Raw genomic sequence first — 19,584 nt, 5'->3', positions numbered from 1 at the left:
GCTGCCAGCATGGCAACGACCCGGTCGGGAGGCCCGGCTTCCTTCGGCGACCGCCTCGCGTCCGCCATGGGGGAGCGTTCACCGCTCTGCGTCGGGATCGACCCCCACGCCGCCACCCTGGCGGCGTGGGGGCTCGCCCGCGACGAGCAGGGCCTGACGGCGTTCGGCGCCACCCTGGTCGACGCGGCCGCCGGCCGCGCGGCGATCGTGAAGCCGCAGGTCGCCTTCTTCGAGGCGGCGGGGGTCGCGGGCTACCGTGCGCTCGACGCGACGATCCGTCGGGCGCGCGATGCGGGCCTCCTGGTCGTCGCCGACGTGAAGCGGGGCGACATCGGGACCACCGGTGACGACTACGCGCTGGCGTGGCTGGACCGCGACGGGCCGTTCGCGGCCGACGCGATGACGGTGTCGCCGTACCTCGGGTACGGCTCGCTCCGGGGCACGATCGACGTCGCGCGCCGGAACGGTGCCGGGGTCTTCGTGCTCGCGGCGACGAGCAACCCCGAGGCCCGTGTGCTGCAGACCGCGGTGCTCGCGGAAGGACCGCGTACCGGCCGGACGGTCGCGGCCGGTATCGTCTTGGACGTGGCAGACGACAACCGGTCCGTGGGCGATCAGGCCCTCGGCGACGTCGGGCTCGTGCTCGGCGCGACCCTTCACCTCGACGACTTCGGCATCGACGCGGACGCGATCGGCACCGCGCCGGTCCTCGCCCCGGGCTTCGGTGCCCAGGGGGCCCGCATCGAGGACCTCCGTGCGCTGTACGGCGCGCGTGCCGAGCAGGTGCTCGTGAGCGAGTCGCGGGGCCTGCTGACCGACGGTCCGGACGGCGTCGCGGCGCTCGTCACCGAGCGCGCGGACCGCATCCGCACTGCACTGGCGGCGGCAGCGTGACCGACGAGCACGAGGGCCTGCCCGCCCACCGGACCCCGCCAGAGGTCGACCGCGTCGCTGCGGCGAAGGCCGCGGTCGCCGCGCGACGCGCCCGGGCCGCGGTGAAGGCCGCGATCGCGTCGGGGGAGCGCTCCGCGCTCGACGTCGCCCGTGCCGCCTGGGACGACTCGCTGGTCGAGACGACCTCGGCGGAACGCTCGCTCCGGGTCCGTGACCTGCTCGTCAGCCTGCCGGGGATCGGCCCCGCACGAGCCGAGGCGATCATGGGGACCCTGCGGATCGCCCCCTCGAAGCGCCTCGGGGGCCTGGGGACCCGGCAGCGCACCGCCCTGGCGGACTGGCTCGCCGCCCGCGGTCGCAAGCGTGGTGCCTCGAAGCTCGTCGTGCTCGCCGGACCCACCGCGGTCGGCAAGGGCACGGTGAGCGCGCACATCCGACAGCACTACCCGGACGTCAACCTCAGCGTCTCCGCCACCACCCGGAAGCCGCGCCCCGGCGAGGTCGACGGCGTGCACTACTACTTCGTGGACGACGACGAGTTCGATCGCATGATCCGCGACCGCGAGCTGCTCGAGTGGGCGACCGTCCACAACTCGTACCGCTACGGCACCCCGCGCCCGCCGATCGACCGCGCGCTCGACGCCGGCGAGAAGGTCATGCTGGAGATCGACCTGCAGGGCGCGCGGCAGGTCCGCGACGCCATGCCCGAGGCGGTGCTCGTGTTCCTGCTGCCCCCGACGTGGGAGGAACTGGTGCGCCGGCTGATCGGCCGCGGGACCGAATCCGCGGAGGAACAGGCGCGTCGCCTCGAGACCGCGAAGGTCGAGCTGGCCGCCCAGGACGAGTTCGACGTGCGGATCGTGAACTCCGATGTCGGCACCGCGGCACGTGAGGTCGTAGACTTGTTCTCTGCGCCCTGACGGGTGCACTGACTTCGAGGAGACACCATGGCCAACCCCCAGGGCATCATCGACCCGCCCATCGACGACCTGCTCAGCAAGGTCGAGTCGAAGTACGCGCTCGTCATCTTCGCGTCGAAGCGCGCCCGCCAGATCAACGACTACTACGCCGACCTGCACGAGGGCTCGCTCTTCGACAACGTCGGACCGCTCGTCGACTCGACGATCGACGACAAGCCGCTGTCCGTCGCGCTCCACGAGATCAACGAGGACAAGCTCACCGTCACCAAGCAGCAGCAGCCCACCGACTGATCCCGGTGACTGCAGCTGCTCTCCGCCTCTTCACGTCCGAGTCGGTGACCGAGGGGCACCCCGACAAGATCTGCGACCAGATCTCGGACAGCATCCTCGACGCACTGCTCACGGTCGACCCGAACGCGCGCGTCGCCGTCGAGACGATGGTGACCACCGGGCTCGTGCACGTCGCCGGCGAGGTCACGACCTCCGGCTACGTCGAGATCCCCAAGCTCGTCCGTGACGTCATCACCGGGATCGGCTACAACTCGTCGGACGTCTCGTTCGACGGTGCCACCTGTGGTGTCGAGGTCTCGATCGGTGCGCAGTCGCCGGACATCGCGCAGGGTGTGGACGAGTCGCTCGACTCCCGCACCGGTGCGGTCGACCCGCTCGACCGTCAGGGCGCCGGCGACCAGGGCATCATGTTCGGCTTCGCGACGAACGAGACCCCCGAGTACATGCCGGTCGCGATCTGGCTGGCGCACCGCCTGGCCGAGCGCCTGGCCGCGGTCCGGAAGTCGGGCGAGCTGTCGTTCCTGCGCCCGGACGGCAAGACCCAGGTCACCATCGGGTACGACGGCGTCGTGCCGAAGACCGTCGAGACCGTCGTGCTCTCCACGCAGCACTCGCCGAGCGTCACGCTCGACGAGCTCACCGCCGCGATCACCGAGCACGTGATCCGTCCGGTCCTCGACCTGGTCGACCTCGACTCGTCGCACGTCGACGTCATCGTGAACCCGACCGGTCGCTTCGAGATCGGCGGCCCCCAGGGTGACGCCGGGCTCACCGGCCGCAAGGTGATCGTCGACACCTACGGCGGGGCCTCTCGTCACGGTGGCGGCGCGTTCAGCGGCAAGGACCCGTCGAAGGTCGACCGTTCGGCGGCGTACGCGCTGCGCTGGGTCGCCAAGAACGCGGTCGCCGCGGGGCTCGCCGACCGGCTCGAGGTGCAGGTCGCCTACGCGATCGGCCGTGCGAAGCCCGTCGGGCTGTACGTCGAGACCTTCGGCACCGGACACGTCGACGACGCCACGATCGAGGCCGCCATCCGTCAGGTCTTCGACCTGCGTCCGGCCGCGATCATCCGCGACCTCGACCTGCTCCGACCGATCTACGCGCAGACCGCGACCTACGGCCACTTCGGCCGCGAGCTCCCCGGGTTCACGTGGGAGCAGCTCGACCGTGTCGAGGAACTCCGCGCCGCCGCAGGACTCGTCGCCGCGACCGTCTGAAGCACCGCGTGACCACCGTCGCGCGCGTCGTCCTCGACTCGCCGCTCCCGCAGTTGGACCGTCTGTTCGACTACCGGGTGCCGGCCGAGCTCGAGGACGACTGCGTCGCGGGGGTCCGCGTGAAGGTGCCGCTGCGCACCGGGGCCCGGATGTCCGACGGCTACGTGGTCGAGATCGTCACCGAGGGCGAGTACCCGGGGGAACTCAGTCAGATCGAGGCCGTGCTGTCCCCGGTGCCCGTGCTCGCGCCGGAGATCTGGACCCTCGCGCGTGCCGTCGCCGACCGGGCCGCGGGTGTCGCCTCCGACGTCCTGCGCCTTGCCGTGCCACCGCGGCAGGTGCGCGCCGAGAAGGCCTGGCTCGCCCGGGACACCGCGTGGTCGCCGCCGCCGGTGACTGCCCCGCCCGTCACCGGCTACGCCGACGGCGTCCTGGAGGCTGTGGTGACGGAGCACGGACGCGCCGCGGTCGCCGCCGTGCCCCAGCCCGTGGCGGTGGGTGACGCGGACGCACCGGTCTGGGTGCCGGGATGGGCCGCGACGCTCGCCCAGGCCGCCGCACACACGGTGGCGGCCGAGCAGTCTGCGGTGATCGCCGTGCCGGACTTCCGCGACGTCATCGACCTCGAGCGCGCCCTGCTCGCCGTGCTGCCGCCGGAACGGGTGGTTCGGTTCGACGCCAAGCAGACGAACGGGCAGCGCGCGAAGGCCCTGCTGCAGGCCCGCACGCACCCGGTGGTCGCGATCGGCAACCGTACGGCGATGTACGCGCCGGCGACCGACCTCGGGCTGATCGCGATGTGGGACGACGGCGACGCCTCGTTCATCGAGCAGCGGGCCCCCTACGTGCACACGCGTGACGTGGCCCTGGTGCGGGCCGCCCAGTCCGGGGCCGCGCTGCTGTTCGTCTCACACGCGCGCAGCACCGACGTGCAACGGCTGGTGGAGCTGCACTGGCTGCAGGACGTCGTGCCCTACCGCGTGAAGACGCCGAAGGTCATCCCCACCGTGCAGCAGACCGGGGCCGAGGGGTTTGCCGCACAGGCCCGCATCCCGAGCTCCGCCTGGCGTGCCGCGCGCGAGGCCAGCCAGCACGGTGCCGTCCTGGTGCAGGTCGCGAGCCCGGGCTTCGGTACGGGGCTGGTCTGCGCCGAGTGCGGCGAACGCGCGCACTGCCGGGTCTGCGGCGGGCCGCTCGGAAGCCCGCACCGCGGCGCCACGCCCCAGTGCCGGTTCTGCGGCGCCCTGGCCGTCGGGTTCCGCTGCCCGACGTGCGGCAACGGCACCGTGAAGCCGGTCGGCCAGGGGGCACAGCGCACCGCGGAGGAGCTCGGGCGGGCGTTCCCCGGCACCCGGATCATCGTCGCGGACGGCTCCCGCCCGCTCGACGAGGTTCCCGCCAAGCCATCGGTCGTCGTCGCCACCCGTGGGGCCGAGCCGTCGGTGCCGGGCGGGTACGCCTGCGTGCTGCTGCTCGACGGCGAGAAGATGCTCGCCCGCGAAGGGCTGCGGGTGCAGGAGGACGTGCTGCGCTTCTGGACGAACGCCGCCGCGAAGTCGGCCCCCGGTGCCGAGGTGTACCTGGTCGGGATCGGTGGGCGGCTGGCGTCGGCGATGGCCCTGTGGCGGCTCGACGGTCCCGCGCACGACGAGCTCACCGACCGCCGCGAACTCCACTTCCCGCCGGCGGTGCGGGTGGCGACGATGACCGGTACCGACGAGGCCGTCACCGCTGCGGTCGAGGCCCTCGGCGACGCTGTCGTCGGTCCGGTGCTCGGCCCGGTCCCGGTCGAGGACGACACGTTGCCGGGCACGGTCCGGGCGATCGTGCGGTTCCCGTACGCGCACGGGGCCGAGGTCGCCGCGACGCTCAAGGCCGAGGTGATCCGGCGCTCGTCGACCCGGCGGGTGCTCAAGGGCGGCAACCGAAGACGGGCCGCTCCGACGCTGCGGGTGCGGTTGGACGACGCGGAGCCGTTCTCCGAGGTCTGACCGCGCCCGGGTCCGTGTGGGTACGGCTGTGGGGGCACGACGCAGAACGACACCGCCGACGTCGTGGGACGTCGGCGGTGTCGTTCGGGGTCTGCCGCCGTGCGGCGACCGGCTGGTGCGGGTCGGTCAGGCGTTGGTGGGCCGGCGACGCTCGCGCGGCAGCACGACGCCGAGGGCGACCATGCCGATGGCGAGCACGAGGTGCAGCCAGTTGTCGGCGTTGTTCAGCGGGACGAAGTTCGCACCCGAGCTGTGGCCGGCGGTGAACAGGCCGTAGATCCACAGCACGAAGTAGACGATCCCGCCGAGCACCAGGTACATCCGCGAGCCGGAAGCGCGGTTGGCGGCGAGCAGTCCGACGACGCCGAACAGCAGGTGCACGATGTTGTGCAGCACGGACACCTGGAAGATTCCGAGCAGCATGCCCATCGACTCGTGTCCGGCCCCGGCCAGGTCGCCGGTCGTGATGCCGGGGACGAACCCGGCGATCCCGACGAGCAGGAACACGATGCCGACCACGAGGGCGGCCTTCTGGACGGACGAACCGGCGTAGCGGTTGGTGGCGGTGGTGACGTCGCTCATGGTGTCTCCTGATCTCAGCGCGGTTGCGCGGGGTTGGTGGGCACGCCGTGGGACGGCGGGTTGATCGTCGGACCGGCGGTGGCCGGCGTGACGTCCGCGGGTGCCGAGGCCCCCGCAGACGTCTCGGGGAGGTGCTCCGGCACGGAACCGGTCGGCTCCGCGCCACCGTCCAGGGCCTCGATCCGGTGACGGATCCGCTCCAGCACCGGCAACCGTGCGCCGTGGGCGTGCTCGTGGTCGAGCAGCACCTCGAGCTGCTCGCGGTCGAGGGCCGTCAAGTGCTCCGTCAGGTTGCCGAGCGGGACGTGGTCGAAGTCCGGGATGGGCAGGTCTCGGTCGGTCATGGTGCTCCTTCCGTCGATACCGCCAGAACCTACGCAGCCCACGCTCTGCTGGTGCACAGGCAGTGCCGAGCACCGCGTGCTCCGGACAGGCGGTCGGGGTCGGGTGGGCCCGTCGGCGTGGGAGGATCGAACCCATGCGTCTCGTCGTCGCCGGCAGCCCCGCTGCGGCCGTCCCCACCCTCCGCCGTCTGGCGGCGTCCGACCACGAGATCGTCGCGGTGCTCACGCGGCCGGCCACCCCGCAGGGCCGGAAGCGTGTCCTCACCCCGACCCCGGTGGCCGTCGTCGCCGCGGAGCTCGGACTGCCGGTCATCGAGGCCTCGCGTGTCGACGACGCCGTCACCGCCCGGATCGCGGACCTCGACGTCGACCTCGGCGTGATCGTCGCCTACGGCGCACTGCTCCGCCGCCCGGCCCTCGACGCCCCGCGGCACGGGTGGATCAACCTGCACTTCTCCGACCTGCCGGCGTACCGCGGTGCGGCTCCGGTGCAGCGTGCGGTGATGGCTGGCGACACCCGGACCGCCGCCACCGTCTTCCAGCTGGTCGAGTCGCTGGACGCCGGCCCGGTCTACGCCGCGCGGCCCTTCGAGATCGACCCCGAGGCGACCTCGGGCGAGGTCCTCGCGGCGATGGCCGAGGTCGGCGCCGACGTGGTGGCGGACGTCGTGGACGCCATCGCCACCGGCACCGCCGTCGCGACGGAGCAGTCCGGCGAGCCCACGCTCGCCCCGAAGCTCACGATCGACGACGGCCGCACCGACTTCGCCGCGCCCGCCGCCTCCGTGCACGCGCGGCTGCGCGGGGTCACGCCCGAGCCCGGCGCGTACGCCCACCTGGGCGAGACCCGCGTGAAGCTGCTCCGCAGCACGATCGAGCCTGGAGGCACGCAGGACCCCGCCCCGTCGCTCGCGCCCGGTGCGCTCGCACTCCACGGCGGCCGGCTGCTGGTCGGGACCGCCGACACCCCGCTCGTGCTGCTCGAGGTGCAGCCGGCGGGCAAGAAGGCGATGGACGCCGCCGCCTGGGCCCGTGGCCTCGGCGAACTGGACGGGAAGGTCCTCGCATGAGCCCCCAGACGAAGCCCCAGGGTGCCCGCCGCGGCCCGCGTCCGGCGAGTGCCCGCCGCGTGGCGTTCGACGTGCTCCGCGCCGTGCAGGTCGACGATGCCTACGCGAACCTGCTGCTGCCGACGCGCATCCGCCGCGCCGGGCTCACCGCCCGCGACGCCGGGTTCGCGACCGAGCTCACCTACGGGTCGATCCGGATGCTCGGCCGCTACGACGTGATCATCGCGCTGGCATCCGGTCGCCGGGCCGAGAACATCGAGGCGGACGTCCTCGACGTGATGCGCCTCGGTGCGCACCAGCTGCTCGCCATGCGCACGCCGACGCACGCCGCCGTCGACGCCACGGTCGAGCTCGCCCGTGAGGTCGGTGCCCGCCGCGCGACCGGGTTCGTGAACGCCGTGATGCGCAAGATCGCCGCCCGCACCGACCAGGAGTGGGACGCCCTGATCACCGAGGGCCGCGCCGGGGACGCCCTGCTCGCCACCCGCTGGTCGCACCCGGTCTGGGTCGTCTCGGCGCTCCGCGACGCCCTGGCCGCCGAACGCTCCCGCGACGAGCTCGCCGCCCTGCTCGCCGCCGACAACGCCGCACCCCGGGTGCAGCTCGCGGCCCTGCCCGGCCTCGCCACCGACGAGGACATCGCAACCGCGACCGCCCGCACCGCCCCGGACGACGACATCGATGCCGCGTTCGCCGACGCGACCGGTGCGGACGACGTGCCCGCGGCCCTGGTGCCCGCCGACGACGAACCGGAGGCCGACGGCGCGACCGGCACCGTGCCTCCCGTCCGGGCCGGCGAGCCCGTTGTGCAGGCGGACGCCGCGCCGGTGTCGCCCGTCGGCATCCGCGGCATCAGCGGCGACCCGGCGCGTGTGCCGGGCGTCGCCGCCGGACGCCTGCGTGTGCAGGACGAGGGGTCGCAGCTCGCCGCGCTGGCGCTGAGCCGCTCGTCGGACGTGCGTGCGGGGGAGCGGTGGCTCGACATGTGTGCCGGGCCCGGCGGCAAGGCCGCGCTGCTCGCCGCCGAGGCGCAGCAGGGCGGGGCGACCCTCGTCGCCAACGAACTCGTGCCCGCGCGCGCCGGCCTCGTGCGGAACGCGCTCGGTGTGTTCGGCGACCACGTGCGGGTCGTCGAGGGCGACGCCCGTCGGTACGGACGCGACGGCACCGGGATGACCTTCGACCGCATCCTGCTCGACGCCCCGTGCACCGGGCTCGGCGCGCTGCGTCGCCGACCGGAGGCACGCTGGCGGAAGCTCCCCGAGGACGTCGAGGAGCTCGCTGCCCTGCAGACCGAACTGCTCGACGCCGCCGTCCGGGTGCTCGCACCGGGCGGGACCCTGGCGTACGTGACCTGCTCGCCGCACCTGGCGGAGACCCGCGGGCAGGTCGACGCGCTGATGGGGCGGCACGGGGACCGGCTCGAACAGCTCGACACCGCCGCGATCGTCCGGGGTGTCGCCGCACGTGACCCCGAGATCGCCGACGGTGCCACGGCGCAGCTGTGGCCGCACCGCATCGGGACGGACGCGATGTTCATCGCGCTGTTCCGTCGCGTCGACTGAGGCGGTTGCTCCGCTGGAACGCTTCTGATATGTTGGTTCCACAAGACCGGTTCCGCCTGCGAAAGCAGGTCCAGGGCCGGTCCTCTTCGTGTGGGGGTGCGTTGAGCGAGGTCAAGGCGTTCCGGTCGACAAGCCAACAGGTCGCGTTGCTCGAGGCCCGCGGGATGGACGTCGGGGACCACGACGCCGCGGTCGAGCTGCTGCGGCGGGTCAGCTACTACCGACTCAGTGGGTACTGGTACTCGTTCCGTCGACTGCGGTCCGGGCACCGGAGCGACGACTTCGCGGCGGGCACTCGTCTCGCTGACGTGGTCTCCCTCTCCGACTTCGACGCCCGCCTCCGGACCACGGTCTTCGACGCGATCGCGCCGATCGAACTCGCCGTCCGCGCCGCACTCGGCCATGAACTGGGGCGGCTCGATCCGTGCGCCCACCTGGAGCCGGCGCTGCTCGGCGTGCTCGCCCGGTCGGGTGACCAGTACGCCGACTGGCGCCGTCGCCACGACCGTGAGGTCGGGCGGTCCCGAGAGGACTTCGTGGAGCACCACCGGCTCGCCTACGGCGGGACCCTGCCCGTGTGGGCCGCGGTCGAGCTCATGGACTGGGGGAGTCTGAGCCGCCTCTTCGGGTTCGCACCGCTGATGGTGCAGACCGAGGTCGCCGGAGCGTTCGGGTTGAGGCCGCCGCAGTTCGCCTCGTGGCTCCGCGCGCTGAACGTCGTCCGAAACGCCTGTGCCCACCACGGGCGGTTGTTCAACCGGGTGTACCCGAAGCGCCCCCGCCTGCCGCGCGGAGGGACGCACGACGGACTCGACCTCGCCGCCCACGCGATGAACCGGACCTACGGCCAGCTGACGCTGGTGCAGTACCTCCGTCAAGCCAGCGGCATCGGGCCATCCCGGCTGCTCGCCGGAGCGATGGCTGCCTACCCGCCGATCGCACTGGTCCCCTTCGAGCAGACGGGGGCGCCAGCGGACTGGAACGCGACGTCGCTGTGGCGATGACCGCGGGCCTCCAGCGGCACGCCGGTAGGCTTGCCCGGTGACGATCCGCATCTCGCCGAGCATCCTGTCCGCCGACTTCGCGAACCTCGAGCGCGAACTCCAGCGCATCGAGACCGCTGACCTGGTGCACGTCGACGTGATGGACAACCACTTCGTCCCGAACCTGACACTCGGGCTGCCGATCGTGCAGCGCCTGCAGCAGGTGTCGCCGGTGCCGCTCGACGTCCACCTGATGGTGACCGACGCCGACCGCAACGCGCCGAAGTACGCCGAGACGGGTGCGTCGAGCGTCACGTTCCACTTCGAGGCAGCCGACGACCCGGTGGCGACCGCCGCGGCGATCCGGTCGAACGGTGCCCGCGCCGCCGTCGCCGTGAAGCCCGGCACCCCGATCACGCAGGTGCTGCACCACCTCGACGCCTACGACATGATCCTGCTGATGACCGTCGAGCCCGGGTTCGGCGGCCAGTCCTTCATGCCGTCCGTGATGCCGAAGCTCGCCGACGCCCGCGCCGCCGTCGACGCGTCCGGGCTCGACGTCTGGCTCGAGGTGGACGGCGGGATCGCCGTCGACACCGTGCCCGAGGCCGTCCGGAGCGGTGCCGACACGCTGGTCGCGGGCTCCGCGGTGTACGGCGGCGAACCCGCCGCGCGCATCGCCGACCTGCGCGAGGCCGCCGCTCGGGCTCGCTCGTGACCGGGGGAGCGTCGGACGGTACCGGTGTCACCGGGGTGACCACTGCCTCCCGTCCGGACGGTGCGTCGGAAGCGTCAGCGGAGACCGGTAGCCTGGACCCCGTGAAGACGTTCGACGACCTGTTCCAGGAGCTCACCGAGAAGGCGCGCACGCGCCCCGAGGGCTCCGGCACCGTCGCCGAACTGGACGCCGGCGTGCACCAGATCGGCAAGAAGATCGTGGAGGAAGCCGCCGAGGTCTGGATGGCGGCCGAGTACGAGGGCGACGAGCGCACCTCGGAGGAGATCTCGCAGCTGATCTACCACCTCCAGGTCCTCATGGTCGCCAAGGGGCTCACCCCGGCGGACGTCTGGCGACATCTGTAGGAAGCGCCGCCCGGTGCACCGACGACCGCCGACGACCCCACAGAAAGCAGACCCACTGATGCTCCGCATCGCCGTGCCCAACAAGGGCTCCCTGTCCGAGACCGCGTCCGACATGCTGCGGGAGGCCGGGTACGCCGGCCGCCGCGACCCGAAGGCGCTGCACCTGCTCGACGAGCGCAACGGCGTCGAGTTCTTCTTCCTCCGCCCGCGGGACATCGCCACGTACGTGGGGTCCGGCGCGCTCGACGTCGGCATCACCGGCCGCGACCTGCTGCTCGACTCCGGGTCCGAGGCGCACGAGGTCGACGCGCTCGGCTTCGCCGACTCCACCTTCCGGTTCGCCGGCACCCCGGGTCGGTTCGGCTCGCTGCAGGACCTCGACGGCGTCCGCGTGGCCACGAGCTACCCCGGACTGGTCGGGGCGTTCCTCGCCGAGCACGGGGTCAGCTCCACGCTCGTGAAGCTCGACGGCGCGGTCGAGAGCGCCGTGCGGCTCGGGGTCGCCGACGCCGTGGCCGACGTCGTGTCGACGGGCAGCACGCTCCGGCAGGCGGGCCTCGAGATCTTCGGCCCGGTGATCCTCGAGTCGACCGCGGTGCTCGTCTCCACCGACGAGACCATCCCGGGCATCGACGTGCTCCGCCGACGCCTGCAGGGCGTCCTCGTCGCCCGTGGCTACGTGATGCTCGACTACGACGTCCCCACGGCCCTGCTCGAGCAGGCGACCGCGGTGGCGTCCGGCATCGAGTCACCCACGGTCTCACCGCTGCACGACCGCGACTGGGCCGCGGTCCGCGTGATGATCCCGCGCGACGACGCGAACCTCATCATGGACGCGCTCTACGACCTCGGCGCCCGGGCGATCCTCGTCAGCCCGATCCACGCCGCACGCCTGTGACCCCCGGTGGCGTGTCGGTCCGGGTCATCCCGTGCCTCGACGTCAAGGGCGGCCGCGTCGTCAAGGGCGTGAACTTCCTCGACCTGCAGGACGCCGGTGACCCCGTCGAACTCGCGGCTCGGTACTACGAGCAGGGTGCCGACGAGCTGACCTTCCTGGACGTCGGCGCCACGGTCGAGAACCGGGCGACGATGTACGACACCGTGACCCGGACGGCCGAGCAGGTCTTCATCCCGCTCACCGTCGGCGGCGGGGTGCGCAGTGTGGACGACGTCTCGCGGCTGCAGCAGTGCGGCGCGGACAAGATCGGCGTGAACAGCGCAGCGATCGCCCGGCACGAGCTCATCGGCGAGATCGCCGACCGGTTCGGTGCCCAGGCCGTCGTGCTGTCGCTCGACGTCAAGCGCTCCGACCGGATGCCCTCGGGCTTCGTGGTCACCACCCACGGCGGGCGGACCGAGTCCGACCTCGACGCCATCGCGTGGGCACGCGAGGCCGTCGAGCGCGGCGCGGGGGAGCTGCTCGTCAACTCCATCGACGCCGACGGCACGAAGAACGGGTTCGACCTCGAACTCGTGGCCGCGGTGCGCGCCGTCTCGTCCGTCCCGGTGATCGCCTCGGGAGGCGCGGGTCGCGTCGAGCACTTCGCCCCGGCCGTCGACGCGGGTGCGGATGCAGTCCTCGCCGCCAGCGTCTTCCACCGTGGCGAGATGACCGTGGGGGACGTCAAGGCCGCGCTCCGCGCGACCGGCCACGCCGTCCGCTGATCCGCCGCCGTAGGCTAGGAGCCTCATGACCGACAGCACCAGCACCGACACCGAGGCGGTCCTCGACCGCGCACACTTCGGTGCGGACGGCCTGCTCCCCGCCATCGTGCAGGAGGAATCGTCGAAGGACGTCCTCATGCTCGGCTACATGGACCGGGAAGCCCTCCGCCGCACCCTCACCGAAGGCCGTGTGACCTTCTGGTCGCGGTCGCGGAACGAGTACTGGCGGAAGGGCGACACGTCGGGACACGCCCAGTACGTCCGCGGTGCCGCGCTGGACTGCGACGACGACACGCTCCTCGTCACGGTGCAGCAGGTCGGGGCTGCGTGCCACACCGGTGCGCACCGGTGCTTCGACGTCGACCCGCTCGCGCCCGTGACCATGTCCGCCCCGGCGGACACGGCCGTGGAGCCGACCCGATGACCACCGCGACGATCTCCGAGACCCCGCACACGACCTCCCGACCGGAGTTCGACGGCCTGCTCGGCGACCACCGTGTCCTGCCGGTCGTCCGCGCGCTGTACGGCGACAGCGAGACGCCGGTCGGCGTCTACCGCAAGCTCGCCGACGGCCGCCCCGGATCCTTCCTGCTCGAGTCCGCCGGCCAGGGCGGCCTGTGGTCGCGCTGGTCGTTCGTCGGCGTGCGGAGCTTCGGAGTCCTGACCCAGGACGGCGACCGCGCGGCCTGGATCGACACCGGCATCGACGCCGAGCGCGCCGTCGGGTCGCTCGACGGCGCCCCGCTCGAGGTCCTGGCACGGTTGCACGAGCGCTGGGCGACGCCCCGCGTGCCCGGCTCGCCGCCGCTCGTCGGCGGGACCGTCGGCTTCATCGGGTGGGAGGCCGTTCGTCAGCTCGAGCACCTGCCGAACGTGCCGCCGGCCGACTTCGACGTGCCCGGACAGGCGCTGTCCTTCGTCTCCGAACTCGCCGCGCTCGACCACCGCACCGGTCTCGTGCTGCTGGTCGCGAGCGTGCTGAACGACGGCACCGACGACGCGGACACCCTCTGGGCGGACGCGCAGCAGCGACTCGACCGCATGCAGGGCGACCTGGTGCAGCCGAGCGTCGCGACCGTGGCCGAGGCCTTCGAGATCGCCGAGCCGACCCCCGCCCACCGCACGAGTCCGGCCGACTACATGGCGGCCGTCGAGCGCTCGAAGGGCTTCATCCGCGACGGTGACGTGTTCCAGGTCGTCATCTCGCAGCGGTTCGACCACGAGGTCACGGCCGACCCGCTCGACGTCTACCGGGTGCTCCGGACGCTGAACCCGAGTCCGTACATGTACTTCCTCGCCCTCGCGGACACCGCCGACGAGCGGTTCTGGATCGTCGGCGCATCGCCAGAGGCGCTGGTCAAGGTGCAGGGCGACCGCGCCATCACGCACCCGATCGCCGGGTCCCGCCCGCGCGGTGCCACCCCGGAAGCGGACGTCCACCTCGGCGAGGACCTGCTCGGCGACCCGAAGGAGCGCGCCGAGCACCTGATGCTCGTCGACCTCGCACGCAACGACCTGCAGAAGGTGTGCGAGCCCGGCACCGTCAGCGTCACCGAGTTCATGACCGTCGAGCGGTTCAGCCACATCATGCACCTGGTGTCGAGCGTCGAGGGGCGGGTGCGCCCCGACGCCTCGGCGATCGACGTGTTCCGCGCGACGTTCCCGGCCGGCACGCTCTCGGGCGCGCCGAAGCCGCGTGCGCTCGAGATCATCGACGAGCTCGAACCGGCGAAGCGCGGTGCGTACGCCGGTGTCGTCGGGTACTTCGACTTCGCGGGTGACGCCGACCTGGCGATCGCGATCCGGACCGCCCTGATCAAGGACGGCGTGGCCCGCGTGCAGGCCGGGGCAGGACTCGTGGCGGACTCCGACCCGGAGACCGAGCACGTCGAGGCGGTCAACAAGGCCGCCGCTCCGCTGCGTGCCGTCGCCACGGCCAACCGGATGCGCGAGGTCCGCTCGTGAAGCGCTCGCGTCCGATCGTCGTCGTCGCCGGGCTGCTGGTCGCCGGCATCATCATGCTCGCCTGGACCCAGACCTGGTTCACCGTCCGCCTGCACGCGGGTGCCGCCGTCACCTCGACGGTCGCGGCCGACGGGGCGGCGGTCGTGCCGCAGTACACCGCGCTGGCGATCGCGAGCCTCGCGCTCTTCCTGGCGATGACCATCGCGGGACGGGTGCTGCGCATCGTGCTCGCCGCCGTCGAGATCCTGCTCGGCCTCGGCGTGGTCGTCAGCGGCATCACCGCCCTCGGCGACCCGATCGCCGCTGCACGCGGTGCCGTCGGCGAGGTCGCCGGGGTCAGTGACCTCGCTGCCGTCCGTGGTGTCGTGTCGAGCGTGTCCGTGAGCCCGTGGCCCGCCGTCGGGATCGCGGGCGGCGTGCTCGCCGTGCTGCTCGGCGTGGTCGTCATCGTGGTCCAGCGCGCCTGGCCCGGCCCGAGCCGGAAGTACGGTGCCGCCACCGCCGGAGCCGCCGCAGCAGCACGTGCAGCAGCTCCCGTCCAGCGCGACGCGGTCGTCGACTGGGACGACCTGAGCGCGGGCGTGGACCCGACCACCGCCGACGGCGCGGGCGCGGGGGCGCCGAGTGACGACACGGTAGGATCGACAGGGCGTCGCTCGACCGACGACGCCGGAGCAGAACGAGGAGCACCGTGAGCAACACTGAGCCCGCAGAACTCGGCGAAGGCCACTCGCCGGCCGCCTGGACCGCCGTCGTGATCATGCTGATCGGATTCGCGGCAGGCACGCTGTTCTTCTGGTTCGACCAGCCGTGGGGCGTCTGGGCCTCCGCTGGCGTCGTCCTCATCGGCCTCATCGTCGGTGGCGTGATGAAGAAGGCCGGCTACGGCGTCGACGGTCCGAAGTTCGTCCCCAAGCACCAAGGCGAGTAGGGGTCTCCCGATGCCGAACGTGCTCGAGACCCTCGTCGCGGGCGCGCTCGAGGACGCCGCCGCCCGTCGTGTCGACCGTCCGTACTCGGACGTCGAACGCGACCTCGACCGGGTGGCGTCGCCGCTCGACGCCCTCGCGTTCCTCAGCCCGGGTGACCGGGTGAAGATCATCGCCGAGGTCAAGCGCGCCAGCCCGTCCCGCGGGTCGATGGCCGCGATCGCCGACCCGGCGGCCCTCGCCGCCGACTACGAGCGTGGCGGGGCCTCGACGATCAGCGTCCTGACCGAGGGCCGCAAGTTCCTCGGCAGCCTCGCCGACCTCGAAGCCGTGAAGGCCCGCGTCGGGGTGCCCGTGCTGCGCAAGGACTTCATCGCCGACCCGTACCAGGTGATCGAGGCCCGGGCGTCCGGAGCCGACGTCGTGCTGCTCATCGTGGCGGCGCTCGAGCAGGCCCGTCTTGTCGAGCTGCACACCCTGGCCGAAGAACTCGGCATGCGCGTGCTGGTCGAGGCGCACTCCGGTGACGAGGTCACGCGTGGCCTCGACGCCGGTGCCCGCATCCTCGGCGTCAACGCGCGGGACCTCACCGACTTCTCGCTCGACCGCGACCTGTTCGGGTCGCTCGCCGACCGCATCCCCGACGGGGTCGTGCGGGTCGCCGAGTCCGCGGTCTCCGGTCCGGCCGACGTCGCGCACTACCGTGCGGCGGGCGCCGACGTCGTGCTGGTCGGCGAAGCGCTCGTGACGGGTGACGACCCCGCCGCGACCCTGGCGTCGTTCGTCGACGCCGCCGACCGGGCCTGACCGGCTCCGCCCACGTATCGAGGCCGCCGACCGCGGCCGCACGTTCCACCCGTCCGACGCGGCCGACCGGCCGCGTCGGACTCGTCCCGGGAGACACATCGTGACCTCACTCCGCGACCTGCACGGCCCCTACTTCGGTGACTTCGGCGGACGCTTCGTCCCCGAGTCCCTCGTCCTCGCGCTCGACGAGCTCGAGGCCGCCTTCCGCCAGGCCTGGGCGGACCCGGCGTTCCGTGCGGAGCTCGACGAGCTGCAGCGCGACTACACCGGGCGCCCTTCGATCATCACCGAGGTGCCGCGCTTCGCGAAGCACGCCGGTGGCGCCCGGGTCATCCTGAAGCGCGAGGACCTGAACCACACCGGGTCCCACAAGATCAACAACGTCCTCGGCCAGGCACTCGTCGCCCGTCGGCTCGGCAAGACCCGCCTGATCGCGGAGACCGGTGCCGGCCAGCACGGCGTCGCCACCGCGACCGCCGCAGCCCTGTTCGGCATGGAGTGCGTCGTCTACATGGGCGCCGTGGACACCGAGCGACAGGCCCTCAACGTGGCCCGGATGCGCCTGCTCGGTGCCGAGGTGATCCCGGTCGAGACCGGTTCGCGCACCCTGAAGGACGCCATCAACGACGCCCTGCGCGACTGGGTGGCCAACGTCGAGTCGACGCACTACCTGCTCGGCACGGTCGCCGGTCCGCACCCGTTCCCCGAGATGGTGCGCGAGTTCCACAAGGTCATCGGCGAGGAAGCGCGCCAGCAGGTCCTCGACCGCGTCGGTCGTCTGCCGGACGCCGTCGCAGCGTGCGTCGGCGGCGGCTCGAACGCGATGGGCATCTTCGAGGCGTTCCTCGACGACGAGTCCGTCGCACTGCACGGCTTCGAGGCCGGGGGCGACGGCGTCGAGACCGGTCGGCACGCGGCGAGCATCACGCTCGGTCGCGAGGGCGTCCTGCAGGGCGCGAAGTCGTACCTGATGCAGGACGAGGACGGCCAGACGATCGAGAGCCACAGCATCTCCGCCGGACTCGACTACCCGAGCGTCGGACCGGAGCACGCGTACCTGGCGTCGATCGGCCGCGCGAAGTACCAGCCGATCACCGACACCGAGGCCATGGAGGCGTTCCGCCTGCTGAGCCAGACCGAGGGCATCATCCCGGCGATCGAGTCGTCCCACGCCCTCGCCGGTGCGATGAAGCTCGGCAAGGAGCTCGGCCCCGAGGGCGTCGTGCTCGTGAACCTGTCCGGCCGCGGTGACAAGGACGTCGCGTCCGCCAGTCGCTACTTCGGCATCCTCGACGAGAACGCGGTGCAGCTGTGACCACGAACAAGACCGTCGCCCAGACGATCGACGCCGCCAACGCCGAGCGCGCCGGAGCCGTCGTCGGCTACCTGCCCGCCGGGTACCCGAACCTGCAGACCAGCGTCGACGCCGCCGTCGCCCTCGCCGAGAACGGGGTGGACGTCATCGAGTTCGGTCTGCCGTACTCCGACCCCGTGATGGACGGGCCCGTGATCCAGCGGGCAGCCGAGGAGAGCCTGGCGAACGGCTTCCGGGTCGCACAGGTCTTCGACGCCGTGCAGCAGATCACTGAACGGGCCGACGTGCCGGTCCTCGTCATGACCTACTGGAACCCGGTGCTGCGCTACGGCGTGGACCGCTTCGCCGACGACCTCGTCGCCGCCGGTGCAGCCGGCCTCATCACGCCCGACCTCATCCCCGACGAGGCCTCCGCGTGGACCGAGGCCTCCGAGCGGACCGGGCTCGACCGGGTCTTCCTCGCCGCACCGTCCTCGTCGGACGAGCGCATGCGCCAGGCGGTCGAGGCCAGCCGTGGGTTCGTGTACGCCGTCTCGACGATGGGTGTGACCGGTGCCCGGGTCGGCGTCGACGTCGCCGCACGCACGGTGGTGTCGCGTCTGCGCGACGCCGGGGTCGAGCGCACCTGCGTCGGTCTCGGGATCTCGACGGCCGAGCAGGTCGGTGAGGTCCTCGAGTACGCCGACGGTGCCATCGTCGGGTCGGCGTTCGTCCGTGCGCTGGCCGACCTCGGTGTGCAGGGTGTGGCGGACCGTGCCGCCGACCTCGCCACCGGCGCCCGCCGCCGCTAGTCCAGTTCCTGTCCGGCCCGCGAGCCGCGCTACAGTGAGCGAGGCCGACGCCACGTCGACCGCGCCCCGTCAGTTCCGAAAGGCGACAGCACCTCCATGCCCCTCCTGAGCATCCCGAGCCCGAGCACCGCCTGGCAGTACTTCGACCTGACCGCCTGGCTGCGCGACGCGTTCGGCTGGTCGCTGCCCCTCGACTTCCGCATCCACGCGTACGCGATCTGCATCCTGATCGGGATCGTGGCCGCGGTCGTCCTGGCGAACCGACGACTCAACGCCCGTGGCGTCGAGCGCTGGATCATCATCGACATCGCGATCTGGGCCGTGCCCGCCGGCATCATCGGCGGTCGTCTCTTCCACGTGTTCACCCACGTGTCCGACTACTTCGGCCCCGGCATCGACCCGCTGTCCTTCCTGTACATCTGGGAGGGCGGGCTCGCCATCTTCGGGGCGCTCATCCTCGGGTCGGTCGGTGCGTGGATCGGCTGCCGTCAGGTGGGCCTGCGGTTCACGTCGTTCATCGACGCGGTCGTGCCGGGCGTCCTGCTCGCACAGGCCTTCGGTCGCCTGGGCAACTACTTCAACCAGGAGCTCTTCGGCATGCCGACGAGCCTGCCCTGGGGCCTCGAGATCGACTCGAGCAACGCCGCGTTCCCGAAGGGCCTGCCCGAGGGCACGCTGTTCCACCCGACCTTCCTGTACGAGATCATCTGGAACGTCCTCGGTGTGGTCGTCATCCTCTTCCTGGCGCGCAAGTTCACGCTGCAGTGGGGCAAGGTCCTCGGCCTGTACCTGATCTGGTACGGCGCCGGACGCTCGGTGCTCGAGTCCATCCGCGTCGACACGAGCGAGACCTTATTCGGCGTCCGCACCAACGTGTGGGTGGCCCTCGCCGCGGTCGTGATCGGCATCCTGATCTTCGTGGTGCAGAGCCGTCGCCACACCGGCAAGGAGCCGAGCCCGTACCTGCCGGGTCGCGGGCCCCGTCCGACCTCCGTTGTAGACTCCGAGGACACCTTCTCGGAGCACGATGACGACGCAGCAGACGGCGTCACGAGCGACGAACCGGTCACGACCACTCGCTGATCCCGTGGTGGGAGCACCCGCTCCCGACGACCACCGGTCACGTGCAGCACACCAGCAGCAGCAGCAGCACCAGACGGTCCCCGCCACAA

22 protein-coding genes are annotated in these 19,584 nt (G+C 72.2%); 20 read left to right on the top strand and 2 right to left on the bottom strand.

The features are described 5' to 3' along the window. The first annotated feature begins 9 nt into the window (after positions 1-9). Genes pyrF through DEJ04_RS04955 form a run of 5 tightly spaced genes read left to right on the top strand, consistent with a single transcriptional unit; the run spans position 10 to position 5,313 of the window. Positions 10-894 (top strand): orotidine-5'-phosphate decarboxylase, encoded by an 885-nt coding sequence (gene pyrF / locus DEJ04_RS04975; protein ID WP_111046412.1) that lies wholly within the window; start codon positions 10-12, stop codon positions 892-894. Continuing rightward, complete coding sequence (gmk, locus tag DEJ04_RS04970; RefSeq protein WP_239001435.1) at positions 891-1,814, top strand: guanylate kinase; 924 nt, start codon at positions 891-893, stop codon at positions 1,812-1,814. The genes pyrF and gmk overlap by 4 nt, the downstream gene beginning before the upstream one ends. 27 nt (positions 1,815-1,841) lie before the next feature. After that, complete coding sequence (gene rpoZ, locus DEJ04_RS04965) at positions 1,842-2,105, top strand: DNA-directed RNA polymerase subunit omega (protein ID WP_017887186.1); 264 nt, start codon at positions 1,842-1,844, stop codon at positions 2,103-2,105. Positions 2,106-2,110: 5 nt separating this feature from the next. Further along, entirely contained in the window at positions 2,111-3,322 is a 1,212-nt protein-coding gene (metK, locus tag DEJ04_RS04960) for a methionine adenosyltransferase (RefSeq protein ID WP_110858970.1), read from the top strand. Between the two features lie 8 nt (positions 3,323-3,330). Continuing rightward, positions 3,331-5,313, top strand: a complete 1,983-nt coding sequence (locus DEJ04_RS04955) for a primosomal protein N' (RefSeq protein ID WP_111046411.1) — start codon at positions 3,331-3,333, stop codon at positions 5,311-5,313. Positions 5,314-5,439: 126 nt separating this feature from the next. On the opposite strand, the gene DEJ04_RS04950 is transcribed toward DEJ04_RS04955, so the two are convergent. Then, on the bottom strand, positions 5,440-5,895 hold the full coding sequence (locus DEJ04_RS04950) for a DUF4383 domain-containing protein (RefSeq protein WP_111046410.1): 456 nt from the start codon (positions 5,893-5,895) through the stop codon (positions 5,440-5,442). Positions 5,896-5,909: 14 nt separating this feature from the next. Continuing rightward, entirely contained in the window at positions 5,910-6,239 is a 330-nt protein-coding gene (locus tag DEJ04_RS04945) for a hypothetical protein (protein ID WP_111046409.1), read from the bottom strand. 134 nt (positions 6,240-6,373) lie between these two features. On the opposite strand from DEJ04_RS04945, the gene fmt reads away from it, so the two are divergent. The 15 genes from fmt (at position 6,374) to lgt (ending at position 19,495) form a co-directional block, all read left to right on the top strand. Next, entirely contained in the window at positions 6,374-7,309 is a 936-nt protein-coding gene (gene fmt, locus DEJ04_RS04940; protein WP_111046408.1) for a methionyl-tRNA formyltransferase, read from the top strand. Continuing rightward, positions 7,306-8,874, top strand: a complete 1,569-nt coding sequence (locus tag DEJ04_RS04935; protein ID WP_258367002.1) for an RsmB/NOP family class I SAM-dependent RNA methyltransferase — start codon at positions 7,306-7,308, stop codon at positions 8,872-8,874. The genes fmt and DEJ04_RS04935 overlap by 4 nt, the downstream gene beginning before the upstream one ends. A 101-nt stretch (positions 8,875-8,975) precedes the next feature. Further along, a complete protein-coding gene (locus DEJ04_RS04930) occupies positions 8,976-9,878 on the top strand; it encodes an Abi family protein (RefSeq protein ID WP_258371314.1) in 903 nt (300 codons plus the stop codon). Between the two features lie 37 nt (positions 9,879-9,915). Further along, positions 9,916-10,575: a ribulose-phosphate 3-epimerase gene (gene rpe / locus DEJ04_RS04925; RefSeq protein ID WP_111029262.1), complete on the top strand. Its 660-nt coding sequence runs from the start codon at positions 9,916-9,918 to the stop codon at positions 10,573-10,575. Positions 10,576-10,676: 101 nt separating this feature from the next. After that, the gene (locus tag DEJ04_RS04920; protein ID WP_027465728.1) at positions 10,677-10,940 is read left to right on the top strand and encodes a phosphoribosyl-ATP diphosphatase; all 264 of its coding nucleotides are present in this window, start codon (positions 10,677-10,679) and stop codon (positions 10,938-10,940) included. 58 nt (positions 10,941-10,998) lie between these two features. Further along, entirely contained in the window at positions 10,999-11,838 is an 840-nt protein-coding gene (gene hisG / locus DEJ04_RS04915; protein WP_071403725.1) for an ATP phosphoribosyltransferase, read from the top strand. Between the two features lie 11 nt (positions 11,839-11,849). After that, positions 11,850-12,605 (top strand): imidazole glycerol phosphate synthase subunit HisF, encoded by a 756-nt coding sequence (hisF, locus tag DEJ04_RS04910; protein WP_232536485.1) that lies wholly within the window; start codon positions 11,850-11,852, stop codon positions 12,603-12,605. Between the two features lie 25 nt (positions 12,606-12,630). After that, on the top strand, positions 12,631-13,029 hold the full coding sequence (gene hisI, locus DEJ04_RS04905; RefSeq protein ID WP_110864563.1) for a phosphoribosyl-AMP cyclohydrolase: 399 nt from the start codon (positions 12,631-12,633) through the stop codon (positions 13,027-13,029). After that, the gene (locus tag DEJ04_RS04900) at positions 13,026-14,570 is read left to right on the top strand and encodes an anthranilate synthase component I (RefSeq protein ID WP_111046406.1); all 1,545 of its coding nucleotides are present in this window, start codon (positions 13,026-13,028) and stop codon (positions 14,568-14,570) included. The genes hisI and DEJ04_RS04900 overlap by 4 nt, the downstream gene beginning before the upstream one ends. After that, complete coding sequence (locus tag DEJ04_RS04895; protein ID WP_111046405.1) at positions 14,567-15,265, top strand: Trp biosynthesis-associated membrane protein; 699 nt, start codon at positions 14,567-14,569, stop codon at positions 15,263-15,265. Before DEJ04_RS04900 ends, DEJ04_RS04895 begins: the two co-directional genes overlap by 4 nt. Continuing rightward, entirely contained in the window at positions 15,262-15,501 is a 240-nt protein-coding gene (locus DEJ04_RS18350) for an HGxxPAAW family protein (RefSeq protein WP_181437737.1), read from the top strand. Before DEJ04_RS04895 ends, DEJ04_RS18350 begins: the two co-directional genes overlap by 4 nt. 19 nt (positions 15,502-15,520) lie before the next feature. Beyond that, a complete protein-coding gene (trpC, locus tag DEJ04_RS04885; RefSeq protein ID WP_111039113.1) occupies positions 15,521-16,306 on the top strand; it encodes an indole-3-glycerol phosphate synthase TrpC in 786 nt (261 codons plus the stop codon). A 100-nt stretch (positions 16,307-16,406) separates the two neighbouring features. After that, positions 16,407-17,621: a tryptophan synthase subunit beta gene (trpB, locus tag DEJ04_RS04880; protein WP_071244754.1), complete on the top strand. Its 1,215-nt coding sequence runs from the start codon at positions 16,407-16,409 to the stop codon at positions 17,619-17,621. Beyond that, a complete protein-coding gene (gene trpA, locus DEJ04_RS04875; protein WP_071403730.1) occupies positions 17,618-18,412 on the top strand; it encodes a tryptophan synthase subunit alpha in 795 nt (264 codons plus the stop codon). Before trpB ends, trpA begins: the two co-directional genes overlap by 4 nt. Positions 18,413-18,508: 96 nt before the next feature. Further along, the gene (gene lgt, locus DEJ04_RS04870; RefSeq protein WP_181437736.1) at positions 18,509-19,495 is read left to right on the top strand and encodes a prolipoprotein diacylglyceryl transferase; all 987 of its coding nucleotides are present in this window, start codon (positions 18,509-18,511) and stop codon (positions 19,493-19,495) included. The last annotated feature ends 89 nt before the right edge of the window (positions 19,496-19,584 follow it).

This window comes from Curtobacterium sp. MCLR17_044 (genome assembly GCF_003234435.1).
Taxonomy (GTDB): domain Bacteria; phylum Actinomycetota; class Actinomycetes; order Actinomycetales; family Microbacteriaceae; genus Curtobacterium; species Curtobacterium flaccumfaciens.
Note: the sequence above shows the minus strand (reverse complement) of the source record. Positions and strands in the feature narration are given on the sequence as shown.